This window comes from Caballeronia sp. ATUFL_M2_KS44, assembly GCF_023630965.1.
Taxonomy (GTDB): domain Bacteria; phylum Pseudomonadota; class Gammaproteobacteria; order Burkholderiales; family Burkholderiaceae; genus Caballeronia; species Caballeronia concitans.
Window position 1 is genome coordinate 35,896 of the sequence record NZ_JALQEA010000020.1, and the last position, 22,393, is coordinate 58,288.

General features: G+C 62.8%; 17 protein-coding genes. 5 read left to right on the forward strand and 12 right to left on the reverse strand.

Annotated features, from left to right (window positions below):
* Positions 1–82: 82 nt before the first annotated feature.
* On the forward strand, positions 83–1,546 hold the full coding sequence (locus NCR39_RS10300; RefSeq protein WP_250452098.1) for a hypothetical protein: 1,464 nt from the start codon (positions 83–85) through the stop codon (positions 1,544–1,546).
* A 28-nt stretch (positions 1,547–1,574) separates the two neighbouring features.
* Complete coding sequence (locus NCR39_RS10305; RefSeq protein ID WP_250452099.1) at positions 1,575–2,780, forward strand: glycosyltransferase; 1,206 nt, start codon at positions 1,575–1,577, stop codon at positions 2,778–2,780.
* Here NCR39_RS10305 and NCR39_RS10310 read toward each other — a convergent pair whose 3' ends face one another.
* The 3 genes from NCR39_RS10310 to NCR39_RS10320 all read right to left on the reverse strand — a co-directional run bounded on the left by NCR39_RS10310 (position 2,781) and on the right by NCR39_RS10320 (position 5,741).
* Positions 2,781–3,239: a hypothetical protein gene (locus tag NCR39_RS10310; RefSeq protein WP_250452100.1), complete on the reverse strand. Its 459-nt coding sequence runs from the start codon at positions 3,237–3,239 to the stop codon at positions 2,781–2,783.
* 105 nt (positions 3,240–3,344) lie between these two features.
* Complete coding sequence (locus NCR39_RS10315) at positions 3,345–5,069, reverse strand: FAD-dependent oxidoreductase (RefSeq protein ID WP_250452101.1); 1,725 nt, start codon at positions 5,067–5,069, stop codon at positions 3,345–3,347.
* A 99-nt stretch (positions 5,070–5,168) separates the two neighbouring features.
* The gene (locus tag NCR39_RS10320) at positions 5,169–5,741 is read right to left on the reverse strand and encodes a DapH/DapD/GlmU-related protein (protein WP_250452325.1); all 573 of its coding nucleotides are present in this window, start codon (positions 5,739–5,741) and stop codon (positions 5,169–5,171) included.
* A gap of 394 nt (positions 5,742–6,135) precedes the next feature.
* Between NCR39_RS10320 and NCR39_RS10325 the strand changes: the two genes are divergently transcribed.
* On the forward strand, positions 6,136–6,591 hold the full coding sequence (locus tag NCR39_RS10325; protein WP_250452102.1) for a hypothetical protein: 456 nt from the start codon (positions 6,136–6,138) through the stop codon (positions 6,589–6,591).
* Positions 6,592–6,644: 53 nt separating this feature from the next.
* Here the strand turns inward: NCR39_RS10325 and NCR39_RS10330 are convergent, their stop codons facing one another.
* From NCR39_RS10330 to NCR39_RS10370, 9 genes are all read right to left on the reverse strand, one after another.
* Complete coding sequence (locus NCR39_RS10330) at positions 6,645–7,961, reverse strand: glycosyltransferase WbuB (RefSeq protein ID WP_250452103.1); 1,317 nt, start codon at positions 7,959–7,961, stop codon at positions 6,645–6,647.
* Positions 7,962–8,096: 135 nt separating this feature from the next.
* Entirely contained in the window at positions 8,097–9,239 is a 1,143-nt protein-coding gene (locus NCR39_RS10335) for a glycosyltransferase family 4 protein (protein WP_250452104.1), read from the reverse strand.
* A 35-nt stretch (positions 9,240–9,274) separates the two neighbouring features.
* Entirely contained in the window at positions 9,275–10,231 is a 957-nt protein-coding gene (locus NCR39_RS10340; protein ID WP_250452105.1) for a GDP-L-fucose synthase family protein, read from the reverse strand.
* A 6-nt stretch (positions 10,232–10,237) separates the two neighbouring features.
* Positions 10,238–11,356 carry a GDP-mannose 4,6-dehydratase gene (gmd, locus tag NCR39_RS10345; protein ID WP_250452106.1) on the reverse strand — a complete coding sequence of 373 codons (1,119 nt, stop codon included), beginning with the start codon at positions 11,354–11,356 and terminating at the stop codon, positions 10,238–10,240.
* A gap of 78 nt (positions 11,357–11,434) precedes the next feature.
* Entirely contained in the window at positions 11,435–13,663 is a 2,229-nt protein-coding gene (locus NCR39_RS10350; protein ID WP_250452107.1) for a polysaccharide biosynthesis tyrosine autokinase, read from the reverse strand.
* An 84-nt stretch (positions 13,664–13,747) separates the two neighbouring features.
* Positions 13,748–14,902: a polysaccharide biosynthesis/export family protein gene (locus NCR39_RS10355; RefSeq protein ID WP_250452326.1), complete on the reverse strand. Its 1,155-nt coding sequence runs from the start codon at positions 14,900–14,902 to the stop codon at positions 13,748–13,750.
* A 50-nt stretch (positions 14,903–14,952) separates the two neighbouring features.
* On the reverse strand, positions 14,953–16,332 hold the full coding sequence (locus NCR39_RS10360; RefSeq protein WP_250452108.1) for an undecaprenyl-phosphate glucose phosphotransferase: 1,380 nt from the start codon (positions 16,330–16,332) through the stop codon (positions 14,953–14,955).
* Positions 16,333–16,452: 120 nt separating this feature from the next.
* Positions 16,453–17,949 carry a mannose-1-phosphate guanylyltransferase/mannose-6-phosphate isomerase gene (locus tag NCR39_RS10365; protein WP_087128306.1) on the reverse strand — a complete coding sequence of 499 codons (1,497 nt, stop codon included), beginning with the start codon at positions 17,947–17,949 and terminating at the stop codon, positions 16,453–16,455.
* A 226-nt stretch (positions 17,950–18,175) separates the two neighbouring features.
* A complete protein-coding gene (locus tag NCR39_RS10370) occupies positions 18,176–19,177 on the reverse strand; it encodes a GlxA family transcriptional regulator (protein WP_087128388.1) in 1,002 nt (333 codons plus the stop codon).
* Positions 19,178–19,439: 262 nt separating this feature from the next.
* On the opposite strand from NCR39_RS10370, the gene NCR39_RS10375 reads away from it, so the two are divergent.
* Both NCR39_RS10375 and NCR39_RS10380 read left to right on the forward strand, forming a co-directional pair.
* Positions 19,440–19,685: a hypothetical protein gene (locus NCR39_RS10375; RefSeq protein WP_250452109.1), complete on the forward strand. Its 246-nt coding sequence runs from the start codon at positions 19,440–19,442 to the stop codon at positions 19,683–19,685.
* Positions 19,686–20,290: 605 nt separating this feature from the next.
* A complete protein-coding gene (locus NCR39_RS10380) occupies positions 20,291–22,231 on the forward strand; it encodes a hypothetical protein (protein ID WP_250452110.1) in 1,941 nt (646 codons plus the stop codon).
* Positions 22,232–22,393 lie beyond the last annotated feature (162 nt).

Sequence of the window (22,393 nt, forward strand, 5' to 3'; positions counted from 1 at the left end):
ATCCGAAGCTCACGACACGCGAATCCAGGCTTCCAGGGCACGCAGCGGCATCACACCGCGACGCCATCTAAAAGAGAACGCCATGCGCAACAAGTTCGCCGTCGTCTGGATCTGGCTTTTTCTGCTTCCGCTCGCATTCGACTTCAAGGCCGCGGAAACCGCCAGCAAGGCCATTCAGATTCTGCTCACCGTTCCCGCCATGGGCGCGGCCGTCGCGCTATTGATGATCGCGCCGCGCTTTGCGCATCGCTCGCGCTTGCGCACGCTCGTCACGTCGCTCCTTCTCATCACGGTGCTCGGCAGTGCCGCGACGCAAGTGCTGCAAGGAAACGACTCCGGCAATTACATGCGCGTGATCCTGCCGTTCATGCTCATGCTGCTCGGCTATTTCGTCGCTTGCCGTCCGTGGGATTCGCAGCGGCTCGAACAGATCGAACGCGCGATGTTCTGGTCGATGGTCGCATCGCTCGTATTCAGCTTCGCCTACGGCATGGCGACCGGCGGCGGCCTGGAGAACGTGCGCTTTCGCATCGTGTCGGTCACGTTCCTTTGTCTGCAAGGGCTGCTGCTGCATGAGTTCGTCGTCGCGAAACGCATCACCAAGTTCACCGTGCTGCTCTTTCTTGCGACGGTCGTGATCGAGCTCTTGAGCGTGACGCGCAGTCTGCTCGTCGGCTCGCTGCTGTTGTTCGTGTTCGCGACGTGGCTCGCCGCGCCGTCGCCGAAGCATCTCTTCAAGGCGGGCTTGCGCGCACTCCTCATCGCTTCGCTGCTCGGCGCGATGGTCGCCGCATCGGCTGCGTTCTTCCCCGCCGTCGCGGAACACTGGTCGCAGCGCATGTCGTTCGCGAAAGCCACGGAATCCGGCCGCGATCCGACCACCATCACGCGTCTTGCCGAAATGAAGGACCAGTACGACCAGACGATGTCGGACACGCTCTCGGTCTTCGTCGGCAAGGGCTACGGCCACGACTATCGCTATTCGCCCGATTACCTGCCGGACCTCGCGGGCCAGTTCACGCGCAAGGATTTCTACGCGATCAAGGAATGGGCTGCGGGCCATAACTTCTGGGTCTATCAGTTCTTCGCGGGCGGACTGCTGTTCGGCATCGCGCTGCCGGTTGCCCTGTTGTGGGCGCTGTATCGCGGCTCGATGGCGTATCGCTCATGGCGGCGCCGCTCACCCGATGCGATGTATCTGCCGGTGCTCGGCCGCGCGCTGCTTGTAGTGGCTTCGCTGCCCGCGACGTCCGTCGGCGGCAATCCGCTCGGCAATCGCTTCTCCGGCATCGTGTTCGGCGTCGCACTCGGTCTTCTCGTCGCGGCGTTCGGACGTATCGCGCATAACATGCGAAAGCGCGCGGAACATGCATCGCAACTGGCGTCGTTCAGAAGGCGATACACCGGCATGCGCCCGGACATGTACGCACATGACGAGCCGCTGTCGGACCTGCTGCCCGCGCATGCAACGCAAGCGCCGGGCATCACGTATGAACGTCACAATGAGCCGCCGTCGGGCGCGAGTTCGCTCGCACCGTCCGCGTGAAGCCAGCGAGAACGGAACGCGTCGCGTCATGAGAATTCTGCATCTGCTATCCACCGTCGATCCGCGTGCGGGCGGTCCCACCGAAGGCGTGCTGCAAAGCGGCCTCAGCATGCAGGCGATGGGCCATGAAATCGAAGTCGTATCGCTCGATGCGCCGGATGCGCCCTATCTCCGCGCATTCGGGTTGCGCCTGCATGCGCTCGGTCCGTCGCGCGGCTTCTACGGGCTATGCCCGCGCCTCGTGCCGTGGCTGCACGAACATGCCGCGCGCTTCGACGCGATCATCGTCAACGGCCTGTGGCAATACCATGGCTTCGGCGCATGGAAGGCGCTGCGCGCCAGCAAGGTGCCGTACTACGTGTTTCCGCACGGCATGCTCGATCCGTGGTTCAAGCGCACGTATCCGCTCAAGCATCTGAAGAAGTGCGTCTATTGGCCGTGGGCCGAATATCGCGTGCTGCGCGATGCGAGGCGCGTGCTCTTCACGACAGAGGAAGAGCGCTTGCTCGCGCGCGAGTCGTTCAGGCTTTATCGTGCGAACGAGGAAGTCGTGTCGTTCGGCACGCGTCAGCCGCCCGCCGATTCGCCTGCGTTGCGCAATGCATTTCTCGCGAAGTTTCCGCAACTCGCGGGTAAGCGCGCGATTCTTTTCCTGGGCCGCATTCACGAAAAGAAAGGATGCGATCTGCTTCTGAAAGCATTCGCCGCCGTCCGCGATATCGATCCGCGCGCGCATCTGGTCATGGCCGGCCCCGACGATAGCGAATGGGCCGCGCAACTGCGCACGCTCGCGAAGGATCTCGGCATAGAAGACCGCACGACGTGGACCGGCATGCTCACGGGCGATCTCAAGTGGGGCGCCTTCCGCACGAGCGATGTGTTCGCGTTGCCGTCGCATCAGGAGAACTTCGGCATCGCGGTCGCGGAAGCGCTGGGATCGAAGCTGCCGGTGCTCATCTCCGACAAGGTCAACATCTGGCGCGAAGTGAAAGAAGACGGCGCCGGCATCGTTGCATCCGATACGCTCGACGGCACCATCGACGCGCTATCGACCTGGCTGTGCATGGACACACGCGCTGCATCGGTCATGCGCGAGCAGGCGCTGGATACTTTCATGCGGCGCTTTCACGTCGATGCGATGTCGAAGGACCTCGTCCGCGTGTTGCGCGAAACGGCCAACACGCGCGACGACGGCATCACACGCGGCGCATTGTCCGCGTCATTCGAACGCTAGTCAGCGGCCGGATTGAATGAAGTTCGCGAAGCGGTTCTGCACCGCGATGATCTTGCTCGCGCAGTCGTCGTAGTCGGAACCCTTCGCGCTTTCGGGGCCGTACATGCCGCGGCATTGCGCATAGAGCGAGATGGTCGCGCCATCGCCCTTCGCCACGCGCGTGGCTGAATACACGGGCTTGCCCGAGCGCGAAGGCACGTCGCTTTCGATTGCGACGGCATCCGCGCGAATCACCGGTTGATTCGAGTTCTGCTCGATATAACGCTTCGTCAGATCCCACATCGCATTGCATTGCGCGGCATCGCGGCACTCGACGCTCGCGTTGCGCTGCGCCGCTTCGAGCGATTGCTGCGAGCGCGCGAAACCCTGGGCCGCTTGCGCTTCTTTCTCGGCGGAAGAACAGGCCGCGAACAGGAGCGGCAGGAGCGATGCGAGTGCGATGATTGTGAGCTTGTTCACGTGCGGACATTCCGAAGCAAAAGGACGGATGCCGATTATAGCCAGCAAAGAAAACGCCGCCGGTCTTGCGAACCGGCGGCGCCCCCTTCCCCAACTGCCAGGCTGCTACGCCAGGTCTCCTCGCATATGCATTGCAGACGCCGCCATCGGCAGCGCTTCGGCTTCTTTCTCGTGACGCATCGGCTTGCCCGATGACGTGACGATGGTCGGCGCGGTATCGTCGCTCTTGATGACGCGTTGCAGATGGGCCGCCAGCCGCAAGGTCAGCGCCGCGATGGTGATCGTCGGGAAATTCGCGCCGACGGTCGGGAACACCGAGCTGCCCGCCACATACAGATTGCTCATGCCGTGGATCTTCAGGTTGCGGTCCACCACGCCGTTCTTCGGCGAATCGTGCATGCGCGTCGTGCCCATGTGATGCCACGTGCCTTCGAGTTGCGCGGGCCACGGCTTGCCTTGCAACGGTTCGTCGAGCGTGACGTCCGCCACGCCGCCGCGCCGCAATTCAGCCGCGAGATGCGCGACCGTGCGATCGAACGTGCGCTTGACCAGCTCCGTCACCTGCCAGTCCACCTTCACGCGATTCATGCCGAGCGCGTCCTTCTGCGCCGACAGCGTTACGCGGCTATCGCGATTCGGCTCGGCCTCGACGATCGTTTGAATCTTCACGTCGCTGATGAGCGGACGCGGCTGCAACAGGCGCGCAAGACCGAAGCACGCGGTATCGACGGGATGCGTCATCATCGTCACGAGATCCGCCGCCATGCTGTAGCCGGGCTGATCCTTCTTGAGCATGGCCTGCTTCGCGCGAATCAGCGCTTCCGAGCCCTTCGTGTTCTCGCCGCGGAACACCGAGTAGAACCACGAGCGCGCATTGAGCAGCTTCTCGCGTTTCAGCACCTTTTGCGTGAGCGCGAACTGCGACGAGATGAACGTGCCGTTCGCGGAGACCGCCTTGTTCTGATAGTGATACTTGATGTCGTAGAGCTTGTTGCGCGCCCATTCCTTCTTGAAGTGCACGCTCGCCGACATGATGCGCGGATGGTCCATGAAATAGCGGCCGACGAGGTCATTGCCGTTGCCGAGACCGGCCGCCTGCACCTTGTTCGACGAAAGCAGCAGCCGCGCATTCTCGATGCCGCCCGTCGCGAGCACGAACACCTTCGCGCGAATCGCGAAGCGGCGGCCCGTCAGCGTGCCGACGTCGATCTTCGTGACCGAGCGCGCGTCGCTGTCGGTGTCGATGTTCATCGCGTTCGCATGCAGGAACACGCGCACGTTCTTCGCCGCGAGCAGCTCCTTGCGATACACCTTGCCGAAGCGCACCGGCGGGCTGAACTGCGAGATCGTGTCGCGCACATTGCCGCTCGGGAACGGATGACGGCGCACGTCGGGCCGGTTGATCGCCGCTTCCCAGTGCGCGGGATCGAAATTGTTTTCGCCCAGTTTCAGCAGCGCATGCGTGCGCGCGTAGTACGGGCGCAGTTCTTCGAGGCCGAAGGGCCAGCCGCTGTCGGTCACCCAGTCGCGCTTTTCGAAATCCCACGGATCTAGCGGACGGCACCAGCCGCCCCAGCAGTTGCTGCTGCCGCCGAGAAAGCGGCTGCGGGAACCGTCCGCGAATTCGTAAGGAACCCCAACGTTTTCCCCGCGATACAGATCGCGCGTTTCGTTGTCGGCGCGGTATCCTCCGCTTTCGAGCAGACATGCGCCGATGCCCTGCTTTTCAAGCTCCAGTGCCAGCGTAATGCCGGCGACACCCGCGCCGATGATGCAAACCGTGGTCTCGATGACTGCGCCTTCTTCAACGTTCCGGCTGTCGATGAACATTGCCCCGTGCTCCTTCTTGTTATGCCTTTAGCGATGCCGCCCTGCCGCTCGCGATGCATCGCGCTCGTGCTGCGTTGCCCATGTGTCGGGCGTCGTATGTCATGCGGGAAAGCGCTTCCTTAAGAACCGCACCGGATTGCCGCCGTACACGCCTTCCGCTTCCAGCGAGCGGTGCACCACCGAAAGCGGCGTGACGAGCGCGGAACGTCCGATGGTGACGCCCATCTGCACGACGCATTTCGATGTGATCCACACGCCGTCCTCGATCACGATCGGCGCGACCTGCAAGTCCATGTTGCCCGCCGCATCGTGCGATCCCGTCGTCAGAAACGTGCCTTGCGAAATGCACACGTTCGAGCCAATGCGAATGTCCGCCTGGTTATAGATCCACGCGTTGACGCCGAACCAGCAGTTGTCGCCGACTTCGAGATTCCACGGCGCTTTCACGCGAATGGGATGCGGCATGCGACAGTTCCTGCCGATGCGCGCGCCGAACGCCCGCAACAGCGCTACACGCACGAACGAAACCGGGATCAGCTTGTTATTGATGAAGCATGCTTCGACGAAGAACCACAGCAGCTCCATGACGAAGCCGCGCTTCGCCACGAAGTTGCCCGGCCCCGCGCGCGAGAGATCGATTACATGGCCGCGCCTGATCCGCGCATCGGGCATGTCGTTGCCGCGCTCATCGCTGGCCGCGCCGATGCATCGCTCGTCGATCGCTCTGTCCATGAAATCCCCGCTCGTGTTGCTTATTGCTGGTCGCTTATTGCTTTATCGCTTGTTGTTCTGCGCATCGCCGGCGTTCATTGCGCCTGACCCGATACGGTGAACCGATTATCAGCGAACGCCAAATGGCGCCATGTGCGCCATGACACGCATGGCTGCATCGGCAAGACTTTTGGCGGTCGCGGTCGGAGCCGCGCCTTAAGCTTCTTTCGTGCGCATGCAATTCATCGTGCCGCGTGAAGTAGCGTACCGATGCATCCACACGGCGTCTGTATAAAGCTCAACGAAGCAATAGAGAATGCATGCCGTTCACTTGCAACGAGTCACGGAGGATCCAATGAAACACGAGCTGCGCGCGGCGTTCATGCCGCTTGTATTGGCTGCGCTGGCCGCATCGTCTTTGGCGCATGCAGGCAATTTCTCCGATGCGGCGCTCATCAAACAAGAAGCGGGACCGGGCGTGCCATCGGAAATGGATCTGCTCGGCAGCCCCGACCGATACGCCGATCCCTACGGTGCGCCGGTCAACGGCAAAGGCGGCAAGCGCGGGCCGATCACCAATGCGCAGACGGCGCAAGGCGTATCGCCCACGGACAAGCTGCTCGCGCAGCAGAACGGCTATGTGGATTACGCGGGCGCAGGCCCGCAAGTGCGGCGCGTCGCACGCAACGCCGACGCGAAGGCGATGATGATGCCCCAGGGCGCGGCGGCCACGCTTTATCGCACGCCGGATGGAATGAAGCCGCCGGCGGGCGCCATGCGGCAAAGGGAGATTTACAAGTCGCCGTATTGATGCAGGATCGGCCGTTCAGCGCGCTTCAGCGCACCGAACGGCCGACGCATCGTTCACTCGATCTTCTCGACTTGCGGCAGGATGGGTCCGCGTTCCTTCATGCGGACGATAGGCATCTCGACGACATCGCTTGCACGCGTGACGGCTGCATCGCCGACGAGCGACTTCAAACGCTCTTCGAGGCGCGCGAACACCGACTGCGGCGAGAGCCGCTCCTGCGCGAAGAGCCGCCCTTCTTCGCCATAACGCGCACGCAATGCGGGATTGCGAACGAGCATGGTGATCGCGTCGGTCAATGCTTCGACGCTTTCCGGCTCGATGACCACGCCGCGCCCCGACACCGCTTCATACAACTCGGTGCCCGGATGCGCCATCGCCACCACGGCGCGCGCGCTCGCGAACATGCCGGTGAGCTTTGAGGGCATCACGAGATCCGCGACATCGCCGCGTTGCGGAAGCACGTGAATGTCCGCGAGGTTCAGCAATTCGTTGAGACGCTCGACCGGTTGAAGCGACAGAAAGCGCGTGTTCGGAAGATCGGCGCAACGCTTCTGCAACTCGGCCTTCGTCGCGCCGTTGCCGCAGAACACGAACACCACGTCATCGCGCGCAGCGAGCGCGGCGGCCGCCGAAGCCAGAACTTCGAGGCCCTGCTTCGCGCCCATGTTGCCCGAATAGAGCACGACCTTCGCATGTTCGCCGATTCCCAACTCACGCCGGAAGGCACTCGGGCGGCCGATCGGATAGATGGCGGTCGTATCGACCCAGTTCGGCAGATGGAAGGCATCGGCAGGCGCCACGCCCTTCTTCACCGCGCGCTCGACCATCTTGTCCGAGATCGACGACACCACGTCGAAGCGTCGCATGAGCCAGCGCTCGAACGCCAGCGCGCCACGCGCCGCGCGTGCGTTCTTGAGCAGGCCGAGATCGAACGCTGCATCTACTTCGAAATCCTGAATATGCAGCCAGGACCGCGCGCCCGTCAGACGTGCCAGCGCGAGCGCGCCCGGTGCATTGGCCAGGCTCGGCGCAATGGTCATCACCACATGCGGACGCCAAAGCCCATGCATGAGCACCGCCGGCAGCGAGCTGAGCGCGAACGAGCACAGATGCAGCATGCGCTTCGCTCCGCTCGGCTTCTTCGGCACCCACAACGGCGCGCGCCAGAGACGCACGCCCTTGCGCGTCTCGAAGCGATGCCGCCAGCTCGCATAGCCTTCGCCGACCTTCCATTCCGGATAGTAAGGCGGTGCGCAGACGACGCGCACGTCATGGCCGCTTTGAGCCAGCGCTTCCGCCATTTCCGCCGTGTATTTGCCGGTTCCCGTCAGTTCGGGCGCGTAATTCAGCCCGTAGATCAGTATTTTCATGTGGTCCCTCGCCCGACAATCGCGCTTCGAGTCCCGGGCGTGTCCTCGTCGCCCGGCAAAGCGCCAGCCCTCGATCCCCGCGTGTGTGCCGTCCTCCTTCGTCCGTGCTTAACGATTCAACGATTCATCGAATCATCAGTTCGTCAGCAGCAGCGCACAGCCCCGTGCAATGCTCGCTGCAGCCGACGGCGGATCGAAGCGCTGAATGACATCGGTGCAGCGCCTCGCGACGCCCGCCGTATCGGCGAACGCTTCGATCGACTTCAGCATGGTTCGATGCAGGCTGCCGACATCGCCCGCAGGGAACGCGTACCCCGATACGCCTTCCACGACGAGTTCCGGCACGCAGCCGCAACTCTCGCTCACGATGACCGGACAGCCATGATTCAACGCTTCGTTCGTCACGAGCCCCCACGGTTCGCGCTTGCTCGGCAGCACCATGCACGTCGCGCCGAAATACTCGCGCGAGAGCGGCGCATCCTGCAGGCTGCCGAGAAAATGCACCGCGTCTTGCAGGCCCGCATCCGCGACCTGCTTCTTCAGCTCGTCGCCGAGCGGCCCCGTCCCGACGATGCGCAACTCCGCTTCCGGCACGCTCCGCTTCAACAGCTTGAACGCATCGACGAGCGTATCGATACCCTTCTCCGCCGACAAGCGCCCGACGAACAGAAACACCGGCTTGTTGCCCTGCCGATGCGCAAGCCTGTCCGGGACGACCGTCTCCGGCGAGAACGAGCGCGGCAATGCCGCGGCCTGGCACGGAATGAAGATGTTCTCCTGCTTCGCGCCGAGCGACATCAGATACTCGCGGCTGCGCGTGCCGAAGGCGAAGTAACCATCGCATAGCGAAAAGAACACGCGCTTCGGAATGGACGTCAGCATGCGGCGCGGGTTGTCGCGCGCGGTCGAGTCACAGAACACGGCGCGGCGCTTGCCCGTCACGATGCATGCGGCCATCATCGCCCAATATTCGGGACGGTGATAACCCGGCAAAACCACGAGATCGGACTTGGCCTTCAGCACTTCCCAGACGAGGCGCATGGTCATGCGCCATGTGGGCACGTCTTCATAGCATCCGCTGTAGAGCTTCTTCATCGGATAGCGATGAAACGAGTAATCGACATCCGAAAAGCCGATGCGATCGTGCTCCGTATCCGCGATCTGCACCATCGAGTACTCGATGGAACCGGACCCCGAGATGTTATGCAGCGCGGACAACACTTCCCCTTTGTGCCGCGACCACACCACGTTATGAAAGATGGTCACTGAAGCTGACATTATTCTTTTATCCCCGCGAAAGGATGCGGCGCGACTCAGGCAGTCACCAGTGTCTGCGGCATCGAAGCATAGCGTTCAAGGAAGTCCCCGTACGTCGCGCGTATGCCTTCCTCGAGCGCGATCGACGCCTTCCACCCCATGCTTTCCAGTTTCGATACATCGAGCAGCTTGCGCGGCGTGCCATCGGGCTTGCTCGCATCGAACACGAGCTCGCCTTCGAAGCCCACGACGCGGCATACCGTCTGCGCCAGCTCGCGGATGGTCAGGTCATCGCCGACGCCGACGTTGAACACGCCTTCGTTCACGTCGCTTTCCATGAGGAACGCGGCGGCATCGGCGAGATCGTCCACATGCAGGAACTCGCGGCGCGGCGAGCCGGTGCCCCAGACGGGCAGCGCCGCATCGCCACGCAGCTTCGCTTCGTGCGCCTTGCGCATCAGCGCGGGCAACACGTGGCTGCTCTTCAGATCGTAGTTGTCGTTCGGGCCGTACAGATTCGTCGGCATGAGCGACACGAAGTGCGTGCCGTATTGACTGTTGTACGCCTCGCACATCTTGAGGCCCGCGATCTTCGCAATGGCATACGCTTCGTTGGTCGGCTCCAGTTCCGATTGCAGGAGATACTCCTCCTTGATCGGCTGCGGGCACGCCTTCGGATAGATGCACGACGACCCGAAGAACACGAGCTTCGACACGTTCCAGCGGCACGCCGCATGGATCACGTTCGTTTCGATCGCGAGATTCTCGTAGATGAACGAGGCGGGCATCGTCGAGTTCGCGAGGATGCCGCCCACGCGCGCCGCCGCGAGAAACACCACGTCGATCTGATTCTCTTCGAAGAAGAGATTCACGCCGCCCTGATCGGTGAGGTCGAGATGCGCCTTCGTGCGCGTCACGATGTTCTCATAGCCGGCCGCTTTCAGACGCCGCACCAGGGCCGATCCCACCATGCCCCGATGCCCCGCCACGAAGATTCGTGCTTGCTTGTTCATGGCGCCTTACTCGTGATGTTCGAGAGCCTTGAAGCCGGCGAGCGTGACGAGCGCGTCGCGTCGTGCGATCTGATAGTCCGCGCGCACCATTTCCTTCACGAGCGACTGGAAGGACGTGGCCGGACGCCAGCCGAGCTTTTCGTGCGCCTTGGTCGGATCGCCGAGCAGCGTTTCGACTTCGGTCGGGCGGAAGTAGCGCGGATCGACGCGCACGATCACCTGTCCCGGACGCAGCTTCGTTTCGCGGCCTTCCACGCGATCGACGATACCGATCTCGTTCACGCCCTCGCCTTCGAAGCGCACGTGCACGCCGAGCTCGGCCGCCGCCTGCTGCACGAATTCGCGCACGCTGTATTGCACGCCCGTTGCAATGACGAAGTCTTCCGCCTGCTCCTGCTGCAGCATCATCCATTGCATCTCGACGTAATCGCGCGCATGGCCCCAGTCGCGCATGGCGGAGAGATTGCCGAGGAAGAGATCGTCCTGCAGTCCCGCTGCGATACGCGCGATAGCACGCGTGATCTTGCGCGTGACGAACGTCTCGCCGCGCACCGGCGATTCGTGGTTGAACAGAATGCCGTTGCAAGCGTACATGCCATACGCTTCGCGATAGTTCACCGTGATCCAGTATGCATAGAGCTTCGCCACTGCATACGGGCTGCGCGGATAGAACGGCGTGGTTTCGCGCTGCGGAATCTCCTGCACGAGGCCGTACAGTTCCGACGTCGATGCCTGATAGAAGCGCGTCTTCTTCTCGAGGCCGAGAATGCGGATGGCTTCGAGGATGCGCAATGCACCGAGGCCGTCTGCATTGGCCGTGTATTCGGGTTCTTCGAACGAGACCGCCACATGGCTTTGCGCGGCCAGGTTGTAGATCTCGTCGGGCATCACGCGCTGGATGATTCGCACGAGGCTCGTCGAATCGGTCAGGTCGCCGTGATGCAGAAAGAGTCGCTGGTCCGGATCGTGCGGATCGCGATAAAGATGGTCGATGCGGTCGGTATTGAACAGCGAACTACGGCGCTTGATGCCGTGTACCTCGTAACCCTTGTTGAGCAACAGTTCGGCCAGATAAGAGCCGTCCTGCCCCGTGATGCCCGTGATCAAAGCAACTTTGCGGTCCATGCATAACCTCTCGTTCTGCGGTCTGAATTGCGGCGCGTGACCACGCGCCGCTTATTTTTCTTGCGGCCTTGCCTGTTTTTATTCGGCGATGCTTTCGTAGCCGTAATAGCCTGCGTACGTGCTGCCCATCAGGATCTTCGACTGGGGCACATCGGTCAGCAGAACACCCTTCATGTTCACGCCGCCGTGATGCAGGCGCTTCATCGTCTCGCCGATTTCCTGCACCTGATTCTTGCCATGCCGCACGACGAGCAGGCTCGTGCCGGCATGCTTCCCGATCACCGTCGCGTCGGTCACGGCCAGCACCGGCGGCGTATCGACGATCACGAGGTCATAAAGCTGCTTCAGTTGCTCGAGCACTTCGCCCAGACGATCGCTTGCGAGCAGTTCCGACGGATGCGAAGGCAGCGAGCCCTTCGTGATGAGGTCCACGCCCGGCAGCACGTCATGCAGGATCGCGCTCGTGACATCGGCGCCCATCAGCACATCCGAAAGGCCCGGCGAATGACGCACGCCGAAGTGCGAGTGGATATCGCCGCGGCGCATGTCGCCGTCGATCAGCAGAACGCGCTTTCTCGTCGATGCAACCAGCGTCGCGAGATTCGCCGACAGGAACGACTTGCCAGCCTCGGGACGCGAGCCCGTCAGCATCACCACGTTGTTGTGCGCATCGGCCATCTGCAGTTGCAGCGACGTGCGAAGACCGCGAATGCCTTCCACCGCTGCATCTTCCGGCGCCTGTGCGGCGAGCACGTGCAGCCCTTCGCGGCGCATGCCGACCTTGCGTTGCAGACGCAGTTGCTCCGAGCTGCGCGGCACGATGGCGAACACACGCACGCCGAGTTGCTTTTCGATCTCTTCCGGACGCTCCACGCCGCCGTACAGCGACTTGCGGACGAACGCGAACAGGATGCCGAGCACGAGGCCCACGCCAGCCGAGATCAGGATGACGATGAGACGCTTCGGACGGACGGGATCGTCAGCGGCCTGTGCGTAGTCCACGACGCGCACGTTGCCGATCTGCCCCGCCTTCGCAATGCGCAGTTGCTGCGCGCTGTTCAGCAGGTTCGTGTACAGCTCCGTGTTCACGCGGACGTCACGCAGATAGCGCAGCGCGGTCTGCTCGGTATCGGGCAGCGTCGACACGCTCTTGCCAAGACGCGTTTGCGCACCGGACAAGGCGCCGATCTGCGCGTCGAGCGCCTGCACCGAAGGATGATTCGGCGTGAAGCGTTGCGACAGTTCCGCGCGCTGCTGTTGCAGGTCCGAGAGCTTGGTCTTGTTATCGACGATCTGCTGCAGCAGCAGACGGCTTTCCTCGCTCAGGTCCACCGTGCCCTGGCGATTGCGGAACGTGTTGTAGCGCTGCTCCGCATCGTCGAGTTGCTTCTTCAGAATCGGCAGTTGCTGGTCGAGGAACGCGAGCGTGTGCTCCGCTTCGGCCGACCGCTTGTCCGCATCCTGCTGCACGAAGCGGTTCGCGATGTTGTTGACGATCTGCGCGGTCTCCTTCGGGTTGCGCCCTTCGAGACTCACGCTGATGATGCCCGACTGCAGCGCGGTTTCCGCGACGGTCAGACGCTGCTGCAGGTTGTCGATGGTCGTGAGCGTCGAGAAGCGCTGCACGTCGAAGTGCACGCCCGGCGCGCCGACGAGCTTGTCGACCTTCAGCTTCACCGGACCATAGGCCGTCATGCCCGATGCTTCCTGGCCGACCTTGCCCGTGAGGATGGCGACGCCGTCCGGATCGTTCAGCACGTACGAGCCGTTCTCGCCCGCGACCACGGTGAATTTCTTCTCGTACAGGTCTTTCGGCGTGTCGAAGAGCGGCACGTCGATCTGCTCGTTGCCCCATGCGAACTGCGACAGGTAACCCGCCGGCATCTGCATGTTGAGCATCGAGACCGCGCTTGCGATGGCGCCGCCGATCACCGGCACGGTATGCGGCACCGCGCTGATGTCGAGATGAAGGCGGCGCACCGTGTCGTCGACGACGAGGCGCGAGCGCAGCAATTCGATTTGCGCAGCCGTGGTCGACTTCGCATCGAACATCTGCGACACGGCTTGCACCGCGTTGACGTTCGCGTTCGCGTTGTTGTTCGCGTTGGTTTCTTCGGTCTGGATCAGCGCGTCGGCCCGGTAGGTCGGCGGCGCGATGAATGCGTACGCGGTCCCCAATGCGACCACCGCGAGCATTACGACCGTTACCAGCTTCCAGTTGCCGAAAACGGCCGCCAGATAGTCGGACAATCGCAACTCGTCGCCGGTCGAGACGTCCGAGTAGCGTGCATCAAAGTTTATGGCCATGGTCTCGCTCGCTTATTTCTTTGAAAAGTCGCACAGGAACTACGGCGCGCCCCGCGCGCGCCGGTTAAAGCCAGAAACGAAGTCTTACTTGGTGATCACCGCCGCCGTCAGACCCGCGTTGATCGCAGGCAACAACAGGTTCAGCACGCGGCTGAAGCGAACCAGGCCGTTGTTGTCCACGTAGACGACGTCCTTCGGCTGCAGCTCGAAGCTGTTCGCGAGCAGCATGGACACAGGCGAACGCGCATCGAGTTTGTAGACCTCGGGGTTGTCCGTCTGGCCGTTGCGAATCACGTACAGCTCCTTCGGATCCGACGTCTCGGCGTTGAAGCTGCCGGCCTGCGAGATCGCATCCGAGAGCGTCAGCTTGCCGTTGCGCATCGGGATCACCGTTGCAGGCTTCGTCACTTCACCCATCACGTACACGCCGTTGTCTTCGCGCGAATCGATGCGCAGTGCATCGCCCGGCTTCAGCATGATGTCCGAAGGACTACGACCCTTCGCCGTCATGCCTGCCATGTTGATGTGATAGGTCACGCCGTCACGGATAAGCGTGACACGGCTTTGATCCGCCGTCGGTGCGAAACCGCCCGCACGTCCGATGGCTTCGGTGAGCGTCATCGGAATGTCGTTGATCTGCTGCGAGCCGGGCGTGCGCACTTCGCCGTCGATATAGACCTGCGATGCACGGAACGATGCGACGCGCACCGTCAGTTGCGGCTTCACGAAGACCTTCGACAGCTCCGAGTACAGCTCGCGCTGAACCTGCGATTCCGTCTTGCCCGCGACATGCAGCGCGCGGTTCACGTACGGGAATTGCAGATTGCCGTCCGCATCGACGACGAAGCCGGGCGCGGCATCGGAGGTACGCGTCTGCGTTGCCGGCTGGCCGAGCGCAGCCACGAGTTCGGGGTGATCCCATACCGTGATCTGCAGCACGTCGCCCGGTCCGAGCGTGTAGGCCTTCGGCTTGCCATAGAGGCCCGCGTTCGGATCGACGGATTGCGACGGCTGCGCGGCCTTCAGCTTGCGCACGAGCGAGAGGTCGATCGGCGTGATCGGAATGTTCACGGCCGAGGTCGTATCGCCCTGGTCGTTCGACGTTTCGGCGAGCGCGGCGGGCTTTTCCATGTGCATGCCCGGCGCGAGCGCGCAGCCCGCGAAGATCACACAGAGCGAAGCAGCAGCCGCCAGGCTCGAGAGCCGGAAGACGCCCGACACGTTGGTATTGGCGGCCATGGATGTGGTGCCCGGTTGTTGTTGGTTGTGCATGATGGTCGTCCCCTGCATCAATAAGCGTTGGTGTGGCGTAGTCCCTTGAAGATCGTCGCGGCGATGATTTTCATATCGAGGCCGAACGACCAATTACCCAGGTAGTACAAATCGTGAGCGACGCGTCCTTCCATTTTTTCGATGAGATCGGTTTCTCCGCGAAAGCCGTTGACCTGGGCCCAGCCGGTGATGCCCGGCTTGATCCGGTAACGATGGATGTACCCCGACACGACCTTCTGATAAAGATCGTCATGCTCCAGTGCGTGGGGACGCGGGCCCACGACCGACATGTCGCCGAGCAGAACGTTGAAGAACTGCGGCAGCTCATCGAGGCTGGTACGGCGCAGGAAGGCTCCGACACGGGTCACGCGCGGGTCGTTGCGCGTGGCCTGTCGAACCACCCCGGCCTGTTCCGTATGCAGGCGCATGGAACGGAACTTGTAGATGCGGAAGACGCGGCCATCCGCGCCCTTGCGGCGCTGCCTGAAGAACACCGGGCCACGCGACGTCAGCTTGATCGCGATGGCGATGCCCAGTAGCAGCGGCGACACGGCGATGATCGCGGCGAGCGCGAACACGCGGTCGAAGATTTCCTTCTGCAGCAGCGCGCTTTGCGAGATCGGCGATGCAACGAGGTTGATCGCGGTTTCGCCGATCAGGTCCGTCGTGCCGGCTTCGAAGAGCGCGAGACTGCGCACGTCGGGCATGAAGCGCACGTTCACGAGGTCGTCGCGGAACTCGTTCACGATGCGATGAATGGTGCGTTCCTCCGACAGCGGCAACGCGAGCCACACTTCATGCACGTTGTGCGTGCGAACGTAGTTCACGAAGGCATCGTGGTTTTCGAACACGGGCACGCGCGTATTGAGCCGGCCCGATTCGGGCGACACGTTGAACGCGGCGCTCGCACGGAAGCCCGAATTCTTCGCGCGTTCCAGCTTCCTGACGATGGAATTGCAATGCTTGCCGCATCCGACGACGGCGACCTGATGCAGGTTCATCCCTGCATTGCGCATGCGTGCGAGCACGACATGCGTGAGCAGCCTGCCGGCGATCATGAGTCCGCCGGACATCGCCGTCCAGTAAGCGAACCACAGGCGCGACACATAGTCGATCCTGTGCAGCGAAAACATCAGTGCAAGCGCACAGCCTTGCACCACGAGCCAGCCAAGCGACACCTGACAGGCCAGCATGACCTTGCTGCGGCCGCGCCATGATTGATAGACGCCGAAGCCCGGAAACAGGGCAAGCGAGAACGCTGCCGCAAAAGCGACGAACACCACCGAATAGGCGGGCGCCGTTATGTCCTCGAACCTGATCTGCGACGCCACCGCCGCGCCGCCCACGATCATGGCGACGTCGAACAGGCGCGCGAGCAATCCTTGTAAATCGCGCATCTTTTCTCCCCGAACGAAATCGATCCCGCCCAGCTACCGTTGTGTCTCCTCCCTCGCATCCGGTCTTGTGTGCTGCACGCCGTTTGCGAGGCCCCGCCCTTCATCCGCTAGCCGATGCGATCAGCTGCGGCCATACGTATCGTCGAAACGAACGATGTCGTCCTCGCCGAGATAACTGCCCGATTGCACCTCGATCATTTCGAGCGGTACCTTGCCCGGGTTCTCGAGACGATGGCGGACGCCCAGCGGAATGAACGTCGATTCGTTCTCCGAAAGAAGGAACTGTTCTTCGCCGCGCGTCACGAGCGCCGTGCCGCACACGACGATCCAGTGTTCCGCGCGATGGTGATGCATCTGCAGCGAGAGCTGCGCGCCCGGCGCCACCACGATGCGCTTCACCTGGAAGCGTTCGCCATGCTCGATCGAGTCATAGAAGCCCCACGGACGGCGCACCTTGCGATGCGTGTCCGCTTCGGGCGCATGCTGCTCGCGGATGCGGGCGACGAGGCCCTTGATGTCCTGCACGCGCGAACGGTCGGCGACGAGCACCGCATCGTCCGTTTCGACGACGATGATGTTGGTCGTGCCCACGCATGCGACGAGGCGTCCGCCTTCGGAGCGCGCATAGCTCGAGGTCGCGCCTTCGAACACCACGCGGCCGCTCGCGACGTTGCCCGAGTCGTCCTTGTCCATCGCGTCCCACACGGCGTCCCACGAGCCGAGATCCGACCAGCCCGCGACGAGCGGAACGACCACGCCTTCGCACGGCGCGTTCGGCGTGCCGATGTGTTCCATCACCGCGTAGTCGATCGAATCGGACGGCGCGCTGCCGAACTGGGCCGCATTCGGACGGAAGAACTTGCCGTCGTCCTTGCCTTCGCCGAGCGCCGCGCAGCAGGCTGCGTGCATGTCGGGATTGAGCTTCTGCAGCGCGGCGAGCCACACGCTCGCGCGCACGACGAAGATGCCGCTGTTCCACCAGTACGTGCCCGCTGCGACGTATTGCGCGGCCAGTTCGGCGGCGGGCTTCTCGACGAAGCGGTCGATCTGGTGCGCGCCGTCGTTCAGCGCGCCGCCTAAGCGGATATAGCCGAAGCCGGTGTCGGGGCGCGTCGGCGGAATGCCGAGCGTCGCGATGGCGCCGCGTTCCGCGTGTTCCGCGGCGATCGCGATCGCGCGATGCAGCGCCGGGATGTCCGCGATCGAATGATCGGCGGGCATCGCGACCATGATCGCGTCGCGGCCGTCCTTGCATGCGGCGAGCGCGGCGAGCGTCAGCGCGGGCGCCGTGTCGCGGCGTGCCGGCTCGACGATGATCTTCGCGGTGACGCCGCTTTCGCGCGTCTGTTCTTCGGTCGTGAAGCGATGTTCTTCGCCGCAGACGATGATCGGCTCGCCCGCGACATCGAAGTCGCCGGTGAAGCCTTTCATGCGCGATACGGTCGCCTGAAGAAGCGAGTCGCGGCCGACCACGCCGATCAACTGCTTCGGGAACTGCTCACGGGACATCGGCCACAGGCGCGTGCCCGAGCCGCCGGCCAGAATGACGGAAACCAGCCGGCGGCAAGGCGTGGCCGTCGTGGCCAAACTCGTCTGTGCATCGCTGCTGCTTACCATCACTCCGCCTTCCGTGCGTGTCTCATTGCTCATCGTAGGACTCCTGCCTGCATGTTCGTGCGCGGTTCACGTGCAATCCGTGCCGCCCGAGAATGATTGGGCCCCGGACCAAGATGGTCCGGCCAAATGTTCGACGCTAAACGCCACCCCTGTCCGCTACCCCACACAGAGGGACGCATGGTGCTAAGGCCTTGCTGTCTCCTGGCCCTTCTGACGCGTCCGGCTTTTAGCCGTTTGCCTCACGCCGGCTTTGCATCCGGTATTCGGTCGGCGAAATCAGAAGGCGCTTGCGGAAAATCTTGGCGAGCCGGTCGCCGTTGCCCATGCCGCTGCGGCGCGCGATCTTGTCCACCGGCAGCTCGGAGTCGGTGAGCAGCGCGCACGTCACGGCAAGGCGTGCCTGCAGCAGATAATCGGATGGCGTGATGCCCATCTCGATCTTGAAGCGGCGCAGGAAGTTGCGCTCGCTCATGGCGGCCACCTGCGCCGCATCCACGACGGAAATCGGCCGCTCGCAGTTGTCCTGCAGCCACCGCGCCGCCGCGCGAATCTTGTCGCCCGCCGATGCCGCGCCGCTGTCGCCGAGGATCGACACGAGCTTCGCGGCGGAGCCGGGCATGAGCCGCTCGGCCACGCTGCGCGATACATCGAGGCCCAGGTCGCGCTTGACGAGCATGAGCGCGCCCTTCATCGACTCGTAGCGGTCGCCGGCGTCGCCCTGCTGATCCTCGCGCACGAGCTGGATCATCGCGTTGCCGTAGCGCGCCTGCGCATCGTGTGCGTGACCGATGCCCGCGGCTTCGAGCACCTTGCGGCCTTCGGAGATGGACTTCATCACCGTGGTCTTGGCGTTCACGCGGCGCAGCCATTCGACGATGCGCTCGTCCTTCGCGGCTTCTTCCGCGCCGCGGCCGCCGGCCACGAAGAGCGCGTCGAAGCCGCCGTAGTGGCGCGCGTCGAGGCCGTCCGTCCATACGCGGACCGACGACGAGCAGGCGACGTTGCCGCCTTCGACGGACAGGAAGCGCACGTCGTACGTGCAGTCCGCCTTGGCCTTCACCGACGACAGTTCATTTGCCATGTGAAAGACTTCAGCGACGATTCCCGCGCCCAGTAGCGAGAATCCGTCGAACAGCAAAATCGCAATGCGTTTCACCTCGGCCTGCGACGGTCTCGTCGAGGGAGGCATCCAACCCATCACTGCGGGTTCGAGAGTGGCGTAAGGCATGGTCATCCTCTGCAGCTTTGTTTCCAGGGTGCGGAAGAGTTACTCGGCCATTGCGTTGCATCAAGGCGTATCCCGAACTGCGCCGGGTTGCCGTGACCGATGGGAACGAGAGGTTGGCGGAATCGGCTCCGCTGGTGTGAATAATAAGCAGACAAAGATTTCCGTGGGCCGTATTTTCGCGCTTAAACCACAAAATCTGTCCTGATATGAGGGTGACCGCACATTGATAACCCTCTCGCTGAATCGGACTGAACTTCTTTCAATGGCGGACATCGCGAATTCATTAAATCTTCATACGAACGGACGCTTCATTCGCCGGAGAAGGCTGGCTTCTTTTGCATATACGCCGTTGACCGGACGGCTGGAAGCCTTGCCACAGGCGGCTGTGCGGCTTATCGCACGGTTCGGCGCCTCGCGCGCGCCGTTCAAAACTGATTCATCGATGAAACATCGGCGGCAATATCGCTCGCCGTTCGCGCCGTCCGAATCGGAAATTTTTGGTTTATGAGCCGCCCAATTGCAACAAGCGATTTACGCATTCTATGCAAGGTATTTAATCCGCCATTCTACTTTTTATTAATCGAAGCGCATTTTCGATTTATCAAAGTAAAAATGAATAGACGCGCCTTTAAAATGCACCGCGAGTATTTATTCACGGACATAATCAGGCGCATTGATATGAATTAAGATGCTGCGGCGCGCAAGGGCCGAATGCCCGCCAACCGCCATGTTTAAAGGGATCGGGGACCGGACGTTTCCGCCAAAACCTAGTTCTTTTGCGGCGGCGCACCGATTTGGGTAATTACGAACGAGCGGATGTTAAGGGGTCCAATCGTCCGGCGAATAGCGGAAAACCAGAACGAAAAAATTGCGATGCCCGGACGCTTTCAATCACAAGACGCAATCGTCTGACGCATCGGTCAACTTTGCCGGTCGCGCCGGGCGCAGCAACACTTCCGCCTGCGAGGGCGTCTGTTTCACATCTGAAAAGTAGGCCGTCGCTGGAATGGCGCATTCATCGGACGAAGGACAGGCGCGCGTGCGCGCGCGCACGGTTCGCCTTGCGCGCTGCGGTCATTGTGGGCGCTTCCCGCATGGCCCGAGCTTCGCACGATGATCCGAATCCCTTCCGCCCGTCGCCTGACGGCGGCCATCGCCCTGCTGCTGACGATGACCGCCTGCGACAACGCCACGTCCGACGAAGCCGCCACGCGCGCTATCGCCAACACGTCCGCCACGTTCGATACGCCGCCGCTTCGCTGCGACGCCCCGGCATCGCCCGAAGCTGCGGTGCGCGACGGTCCCGCGATCGAAGCCGATACGCCCGGCAGCGACGGCACGCGCATGTTCGCGCTGAACGCGCCGCTGCGCATCGCGATCACGACGCGCGCAAGCGCCGCCGATGCGGTCACCTGGCAGATCCGCGACGCATGGAACGTGGTGAAGGCGAGCGGCCGCTTCGCCGTCGATGCGAAGCCCGGCACTTACACGCTCGCATGTTCGTCGCGTGCGGCGGGGTATTTCGCGGTGAGCGCATCGCTCGAATCGGGCAAGCGCGCGTTGCCCCAGCGCGGCACGCGGCCCGCCGGCATCGCGACGTTCGGCGTGCTGCCCGATGTATCGGCGGCGCTGCCTGCGGTGACGTACGCGCATCCGGATCAGCATCGCTTCGGCGGACAGGGCGCGGCGTATCTGAAGCCGGGCGAAGGATGCTGTTCCGGCGACGGTTATCGCCCGCTCTATCCCGATCTCGGCCTCACGTGGGTCAACGACAATCGCAACTGGTACATGACCGAGGAGAAAGGTCCGAACACGTTCTCCGCGACCGCGGACAACCTCGCGCCCTTCTTCAAGCCCGGCGATCTGCTGCGCCTCATTCAGCTCGATGGCATTCCCGCATGGGCGAGCCCGACCAAGGAGACGACGCATAGCTACGCGCCTGCATCGGCATCGTTCGATGCTTACCGCGACTACATGAAGCGCGTGGGCGAGGAATCGAACACGGTGCGCAAGCGCTGGTTCCCGCAACAGGCGCACAACTACTACCAGGTCACGTGGGAGCCGGATTACGAAGGCGGCCTGCCCTGGCGCGATTCGGATGCGAACCTCGTCGCGATGTACAAGGCCACGCACGAGGCCATTCATGCGGGCGATCCGAACGCGGTCGTGATGGGGCTGACGCTATCGAATCTCGCGTCGAACACGACGTGGCTCGAGCGTCTCGCGCCGCTTGGCATCGGCAAGTATCTGGATGGCGTGAGCGTGCATGGCTACTACGACGTGGGCACGTCGCCGTCGCATCCGCCGGAACGTTTCGATGCGGACGCGTCCACGTCCGCGAAAGCGATGCCCGCCGCGATGCGCGCATTGCGCCGCGCGATGACGAACATCGTGAAGCCGGGCGCGAAGCTCTTCGTGACCGAGACGGGCGTGAGCTATGACATCGGCAGCAAGTACGGCGCGCATACGCCCGACTGGAATGTGCTCTATGCACAGGGCGCGGTTGTCGCGCGCGCGCATCTGATCCTGCTCGGCGAAGGCGCGGACGTGAGCTTCGTGTTCTATAGCGCCGATCCGCCCGAGGTGGGCTATGGCGTGTTCTTCGATCTCGTGAACGCCGCGGGCGGTTATGGTCAGAAGCAGATCAGCCCGAAGCCCGCTGCGATGGCGGTGGCCGCGATGACGCGCATCATCGACGGCACGACGACGCTCGGTTATGTCGACGGCACGCCCAAGGGCGTCTATGCGTATGCGTTTCAGCGCCTGAATGGCGGCAAGGTGGTGACGGCTTTGTGGACGCATCGCAATGCATCGTGGCCGGGGCCTGATGGCTTCGATGCGGCGCATGCGGTGGATTACGCGCTTGCCGTCGATGCGCCGGGCACGTCGGGCACGGTGACGCTCATCGACATGATGGGCAATGCATCGTCGAAGCAATACAGCGATGGACGCGTGACGCTCGCGCTGAGCGAAGCGCCGGTGTATGTGGTCTCCGATAACGCCGCCGCGATGCGTGCGCGCGTGACGAAGCCTGCGGGTTATGTCGGGCAATGACGGATGTTCCGCCGATGGCATGCGCTAGCGATCTTTAGTCGGTTATGACCAGTGTGCGGCTGACTGCCGCATGCATGCGCGCGCTACACTGAATTTGCGCTGAGTCTGAAGAAAAAACGGGGACCGGCATCCATCATCCATAACGATCAAAACAAAAATGAC